The organism is Acidiluteibacter ferrifornacis (genome assembly GCF_009909615.1).
Classification (GTDB): Bacteria; Bacteroidota; Bacteroidia; order Flavobacteriales_E; family Vicingaceae; genus Acidiluteibacter; species Acidiluteibacter ferrifornacis.
The window spans coordinates 154,803-161,096 of the sequence record NZ_WWNE01000007.1; the positions used below are offsets into that span (position 1 = coordinate 154,803).

The 6,294-nt window shown below is 37.9% G+C and carries 6 protein-coding genes and 1 pseudogene; 6 read left to right on the top strand and 1 reads right to left on the bottom strand.

The window, feature by feature from the left end; all coding sequences use genetic code 11:
* The first annotated feature begins 195 nt into the window (after positions 1 to 195).
* The 3 genes and pseudogenes from GQN54_RS09390 to GQN54_RS09400 all read left to right on the top strand — a co-directional run bounded on the left by GQN54_RS09390 (position 196) and on the right by GQN54_RS09400 (position 1,716).
* A pseudogene (locus GQN54_RS09390) lies at positions 196 to 1,104 on the top strand (MBL fold metallo-hydrolase).
* A gap of 5 nt (positions 1,105 to 1,109) precedes the next feature.
* Positions 1,110 to 1,517, top strand: a complete 408-nt coding sequence (locus tag GQN54_RS09395; RefSeq protein WP_160633283.1) for a DUF1801 domain-containing protein — start codon at positions 1,110 to 1,112, stop codon at positions 1,515 to 1,517.
* 22 nt (positions 1,518 to 1,539) lie between these two features.
* The gene (locus GQN54_RS09400) at positions 1,540 to 1,716 is read left to right on the top strand and encodes a hypothetical protein (RefSeq protein ID WP_160633284.1); all 177 of its coding nucleotides are present in this window, start codon (positions 1,540 to 1,542) and stop codon (positions 1,714 to 1,716) included.
* A gap of 4 nt (positions 1,717 to 1,720) precedes the next feature.
* Here the strand turns inward: GQN54_RS09400 and GQN54_RS09405 are convergent, their stop codons facing one another.
* Entirely contained in the window at positions 1,721 to 4,165 is a 2,445-nt protein-coding gene (locus GQN54_RS09405) for a DUF5916 domain-containing protein (RefSeq protein ID WP_160633285.1), read from the bottom strand.
* 62 nt (positions 4,166 to 4,227) lie between these two features.
* On the opposite strand from GQN54_RS09405, the gene GQN54_RS09410 reads away from it, so the two are divergent.
* From GQN54_RS09410 to GQN54_RS09420, 3 genes are all read left to right on the top strand, one after another.
* Positions 4,228 to 4,785 (top strand): hypothetical protein, encoded by a 558-nt coding sequence (locus GQN54_RS09410; RefSeq protein ID WP_160633286.1) that lies wholly within the window; start codon positions 4,228 to 4,230, stop codon positions 4,783 to 4,785.
* Between the two features lie 6 nt (positions 4,786 to 4,791).
* Positions 4,792 to 5,883, top strand: coding sequence for a porin (locus tag GQN54_RS09415; RefSeq protein ID WP_160633287.1), 1,092 nt, complete (start codon positions 4,792 to 4,794; stop codon positions 5,881 to 5,883).
* A 199-nt stretch (positions 5,884 to 6,082) separates the two neighbouring features.
* Positions 6,083 to 6,294 (top strand): transposase (locus GQN54_RS09420; protein ID WP_207554867.1); only part of this gene is annotated, 212 nt, incomplete at its 3' end.

Here is a 6,294-nt window from a genome sequence, read left to right on the forward strand (position 1 = left end):
ATTCTATCAACAATAATGGTGATTGCCATAGTCGGTGTAATATTTGTCAATTGGAGTAAAGAGTTTGGTGGCAATCCGTCAGAACAAAAAATTGCAGCTTATTCAGAAGCTGAAAACTACAACGCAAAGGATAAGAAATTTGAAAACCTCATCCCTACTTCCATGGACATGAGTTTTAATTCGGTCGTGAGCACAATGATTGAGTTCATTAAAGGAAATCCAAAAGGACGCCCTACTAAAGCGCTTCCAATTATTAAAATTGACTCATTACAAGTAGTTGAAAACACCGCCAAAACTCGACTAATTTGGTTTGGCCATTCTGCCTTTCTATTGCAGTTAGAAGGGAAAAACATTTTGTTAGATCCAATGTTTGGCGATGTTCCTGCTCCTCACCCTTTGCTTGGAGGAAAACGATATTCTAAAGAGTTACCAATTGAAATAGAAAAACTACCAACCATAGATGCCATAATTATTTCTCATGATCATTACGATCACTTGGACTATGGAACCATTGAAAAATTAAAATCACGTACAATGGCTTTTTATGTTCCCCTTGGAGTAAGTGCACATTTTGAAGCATGGTGAGTAGCTCCAGAAAGAATTCATGAGATGAATTGGTGGGATGAAACGAAGTTGGGAAACATTCAATTGGCCTTTACTCCTGCGCGTCATTTTTCTGGAAGAGGACTAACCAATAGAAATTCCACTTTATGGGGAAGTTGGGTCATTACAGGAAAAGAAGACACCTTGTTCTTTAGTGGAGATAGTGGTTATGGCGATCATTTTAAAGCCATTGGTGATAAATACGGCCCCTTTGATTTTGCCATGATGGAATGTGGACAATACAATGAAAAGTGGGCTCAAATCCACATGATGCCCGAAGAAACAGCACAAGCAGGTGTAGATGTGAAAGCAAAAACAATCATGCCTATCCACTGGGGATCTTTTACATTAGCACTCCACGATTGGACTGACCCTGTAGCAAGAGTGACAAAGGCCGCTAAACCCTTGAATATAGAAGTTCTCATTCCTAAAATTGGAGAGTCCATTTGGATGGAAGATTTAAAAGTCAGTAATGGCGATTGGTGGAAAGAATTAATTTAGCAACCATGGAAGAACTATCAACCCTACCCTCCGACGTTCAAGAATACTTGGCTACCATCTCTAATGAAGACCGATTAGAAGACTGTCTTGAATTGATCAAATGGATGATGGAGATAACAGGCGAACAACCTAAAATTTGGCAAAAGTCAATTGTAGGATTCGGAAGCTATCATTATAAATATGAAAGTGGCCGAGAAGGAGATTGGATCTTGACCGGATTTTCATCGAGAAAAGCCAATCTAAGTGTTTATATCATTTCCGGATTTAACCAGCATACAGATTTACTAGAACAATTAGGAAAGCATAAAACAGGCGCATCTTGCCTTTACATTAAAAACCTAAATTCAATAGACACCAAAGTATTAAAAAATATTATTAGAAGATCGGTAGAAATTATGAGAACAAAATACTAATTTCAAGCACAAAACCTTAACTATGAAAAATAATCCAAAAACTTTCATCATTTCAGGGGCATTAATGATTGCAATAGGTCAAATCATCGCACATTATTTTAATATTCCAGACGTTATCAATGGCGGTTTGATGGGAATTGGAATAGGACTTTTAACCGTTGCTTTGATAGTGAAAAGAAAAAAGACGATAATCACGTAATTCCCTAGCTCCGCTTTTTCTTTAAGTCCAAATAATCAATATAATAAAGCACTTTGATAGAAAAGTTATTTAATTGAGGTGACTTCAATACCTGCTCAACATCTTGCAGATAATTGATATCTAAAGGATCTCCATTTTCAAGGATAATATTTTTCCACACCAACGAAATTTCACTTCCGGGGGCAAATCTCCAATTGTAAGCCAAATCGATGTTAAAAGCATTGAAACTAATGTCGTGAATAGACTTACCGCTTTCTACAAAACCTTCATAATCCGTTGGAAGTAGATCTCCATCATTAGGGTCTACTCGATTATAACGGTCATAAACAGCTGTTGACCAATAGTGACGCAACGTTAAGTTGAGTGCCATACGGTTGTTGAAAATGTAATTTCCAGTAACTGAACTTTCATACTCCTTCACATCTCTTCGCCCAAATATGATAGAGTCATTCAAATTGGCCACAAAACCCATCTCGTTGTTTCGAACTCCCCAATTGTGCTCCAACACAAAAAACAATTTATCGTTGGGACGGAAACGAGGTGAAATTTCATAATAGGTATTGTACCTACCTTGCTCATCAAACACCCGCTGAGAGGTGCTCACATCCAACGCGAATGGTCGACTGTAATCACTAGAGAAAAAACCGCCGTAAGTAAAATTGGTCGGGAACCGATAAGATTGGTCGAATGTTCGGGTTTCAAAAAAATCATTCGTTTCTATTGGTTCTACCGCAATATTGAGGCTGATGGCATGAAAACTCCTCAATGAATAAATGGTGAAATAACTCAACGCAAAGTTCATGAATTGATCTTGTCGATAGGAGCGCGTATAAAAGACCTCTACATCGTGTCGAGCCGAATTGAATATAGAGAAAGGCTCGTAAAGAGCATATCGCGCAAACAAATAAGAATTCTTGACATTATTGATGTTCAGAAAACCTAAATCATTCGGGTCATAATCGTCTGTAATATTCTCTTGAGATAGTTTAAATTTAAAATTCCCACTGATTTTTTCAGCTGCGGCCAGCCATTTGTAACCACTTTTTGTACCAAAAGTATTCAGCACATGGCTCATTCCTGCTTGCCCTGAAAGGGCATACATGTTTTTTTTGTTGGCCAATTTAAAATCCAATTGAGAAACATTCGCATCTCTAGCGGAACCTTCTCGAGCAACATTGGTATTGGTCAACGTCACGAAAGAATTCTTGCGCAAAACTTGATCAAAAACCAATACGTTGTAATTGGTTAACGGATTGATTTCGACAGTTCGCTGCACATTGAGATTGGTGTCCTCTATAGTTGCATACACTCGATTCTCGACCGCATTGAAAACACCAATGCCTAACCCTTTTTTACTTCGCCCGGAAACCTTGGTCGCATTCAATAATTTGCTCTGCGCGGGTATCTCGGTTAACTTTTCATCTACCTCCAATTCATTGTTAATACTTCTAGCATACAATGGTCGCCCTCCTACTCTTCTGGAATAAAAGATTCCCGCTTTATTGAACAGCTCCAATCCTTCCGTAAAAAACTGTCGGTTTTCGTTGAACTCCACTTCAAACTGTGATAGGTTCAATATCTGATTGTCAAATCGAGTTTGACCAAAATCAGGAATTAACGTCATGTCTAATGTAAAAGCATCCGTAATTCCATATTTCACATCCATCCCACCATTAATGGACTCTGAAGTGCGATTATCTGCTGAACTGTGCTCCAAATAAGCAGAAGCATACGGAAAAAAGGACAAGCGAACTGGTGGCTCTATGTTCTCAATTCCATTGACTAACCCTGTCTGCGTAAGCAATCCATCAATAGCAGGATCTACATAATTCCAATAGGATCGCTCTCGGTTTCGTCTGATTTCTCGCCCAAAATTCACTCCCCATTGCTGTTGCTCTACTTCAGGAAATCGTAAGGCAGAATACGGAATACGCATTTCTACAGTCCATCCTTGATCATCAATATTCGTAGCAGATTCCCAAACGGCATCCCAAGCTACGCTCTCATCGTCAGCAGAATACTTGGTATCAATTTGAACTCCTGCAGGTGTTACCAAAAAGCCATCACCATTAATACCATCCTGATAGTTATTAAAAACCACCATAAAAAAATCGGCGTTTCCGATATCGTCTCTTTCAGTCAAAAAATTATTGATGCTATCGGGATTGTCGTATAATCGAGCAGCTATGTATACTGCCTGATCGTCATAAATCATCCGAACCTCAGTTTCTCCTGTTGGCTTCTTCTTAGGGTGTGGATTGGTTTGTAAAAACCCAGAGACAACGGGCTGATTCACCCATGCTTCGTCATCTAAAATTCCATCCACCTTTGGAGGTGCATCAGTAGAAACTACAAACAATTGATTGGTGGTGATTTGATTCTTTTGAGCAGTTGCACTTCCAAAAAAAAGTAAAGTAAAAACGAATAAAATGGACGTGTTTTTAAACAATATTCAATTGATTTAAAAGTAAATGATGCATCTCATTACCCGCTTGACGGGCTGCAAATATAATGAACAGATATTCATTCTTTCAAGGACATTTTATTCTAGCTGTATACTATTTCAAAAACAGCTATTTTTACAGCATGGAAGACGTATCAAAAGATCAACTTAAAGACCTACAGAATTTTTTCAAGCAACGGAATAAACAGAATGAAGGGATCAATAGTCAGGTAATCGACCACATTGGAAAGTTATTGTCTGAGATTGACGGTTCCAAGTTGAATGAGGTAGATAAAATTCAAAATAACAAAATAGTGAATGCGCTAGGTCATTTTATCGTAAAATGCAATCCAAAATGGACGATTAAAAGCCAAGTATTGAATGGGAAAAATTTTGTATTGGAGCAGCCAAAATCTAACCTAACCATCATCGATTTGGAACAATTCACTGATTCAAATCAATTGAAAAAAGAGTTGGATAAAATTAACTCAACCGATTCTATCTTATTGGTTCTTGCAGCAGAAAATTTCCCGATAGAGACTACCGAATTGAAAGAAATGACTACGACTTTAACTGGCTCAATATGGTTGTTCAATACTGAAGAAGGAAGTGCACAAAAAATATAAGACCGTATGAAAGCCATTAAAACCTTAGCCATTATTCTTCTATTCATTTCTTCTGCTCAGGCACAATCCGACAGCAGTTGGTCGAAAAAGCCAACCATCAATTTTGGAGGATTTATAGATGCATTTTATGTATACGACTTTAATGAACCTGCTGATAGCAAGCGACAACCTTTTCTTTTTAATCACAACCGACACAATGAGTTTAACATCAACTTGGGGTTATTAGAAGTGCAAGTGAATCATGAAAAGTATCGAGCGAATCTCGGATTGCAATCTGGAACCTATCCGCAAGACAATTACGCTGCCGAAGCCAGTGTGTTTCGAAATGTCTATCAGGCCAACGTAGGAATTAGCTTGAATAAAAAGAACAACCTGTGGCTTGATGCTGGATTATTTCCATCCAACTTGGGTTTTGAAAATGCCATTTCCATGGACAATTTGACTTTAACCCGTTCATTGGCTGCGGAGAATTCTCCTTACTTTTTAACGGGTGCCAAGTTAACTTACAACCCTACTTCTAAATTAGAATTGGTCGCATTGATTTCTAACGGATGGCAACGTATCGAACGATTGGAAGCCAATTCCATTCCTTCCTTTGGGACGCAGGTCAATTATCAATTGACAGAAAAAATCAATTTGAATTGGAGCACTTTTATAGGTTCTGAATATCCGGATACCACCAGAAGAATGCGCTATTTCAATAACTTTTACGGCACTTTTAAGTTGACTGAAAAATGGAAAATGATAGCTGGGGTGGATGTCGGATTAGAGCAAGCGAGAAAAGAAAGCGATCGTTATGAAAGTTGGTACGTTCCTACTCTAATTGCTCAATACAAATGGAATGATCGATGGAGCACTGCTATAAGAGCTGAGTATTTGTCGGTTGAAGCGGAAGTTATTCTACCACAAGCAGATCCAAACGGTGTTGGCATTTGGGGAACTTCATTGAACATTGACTACACGCCTAATAAAATGGTAGCATGGCGAATAGAAGGCCGTTACCTAGAAAATAAAGACTCCGACTTTAATGTATTGACTTCGTCGCCGTATACTTCGTTTTTTATCTCAACGTCTTTGGCGGTAAAGTTTGGTAAGTAGGGGGAGTATATGTCCTCCTACAGTTATACTTCAAACGGACTACAAATCCATTCAGCTGATATTTTAAGCATAAAGCTCCGCAGGCGTTTGCAACCCTGCGGAAATTAGAAGCAGAGTTTTGTTTAATAATTAGTTATATTTAAGCATCAAACAAGGTGTAAAACATACTATTAAAGAGAATAAGTCCTACTATTTAACAATGACAATTGTTGAGTGGGTTGATATATTTAGCCGTAAAGAGCAACGAGATATAATAATAAACTCATTGAGTTTTTGTATAAAATCAAAAGGATTGAATGTATACGCCTATTGTATTATGACGAACCACATTCACCTCATAGTTAACTGTAATGAACCATTTGAACTAAAAGATACTATTAGAGATTTTAAAAAGTTTACATCAAAACAGAT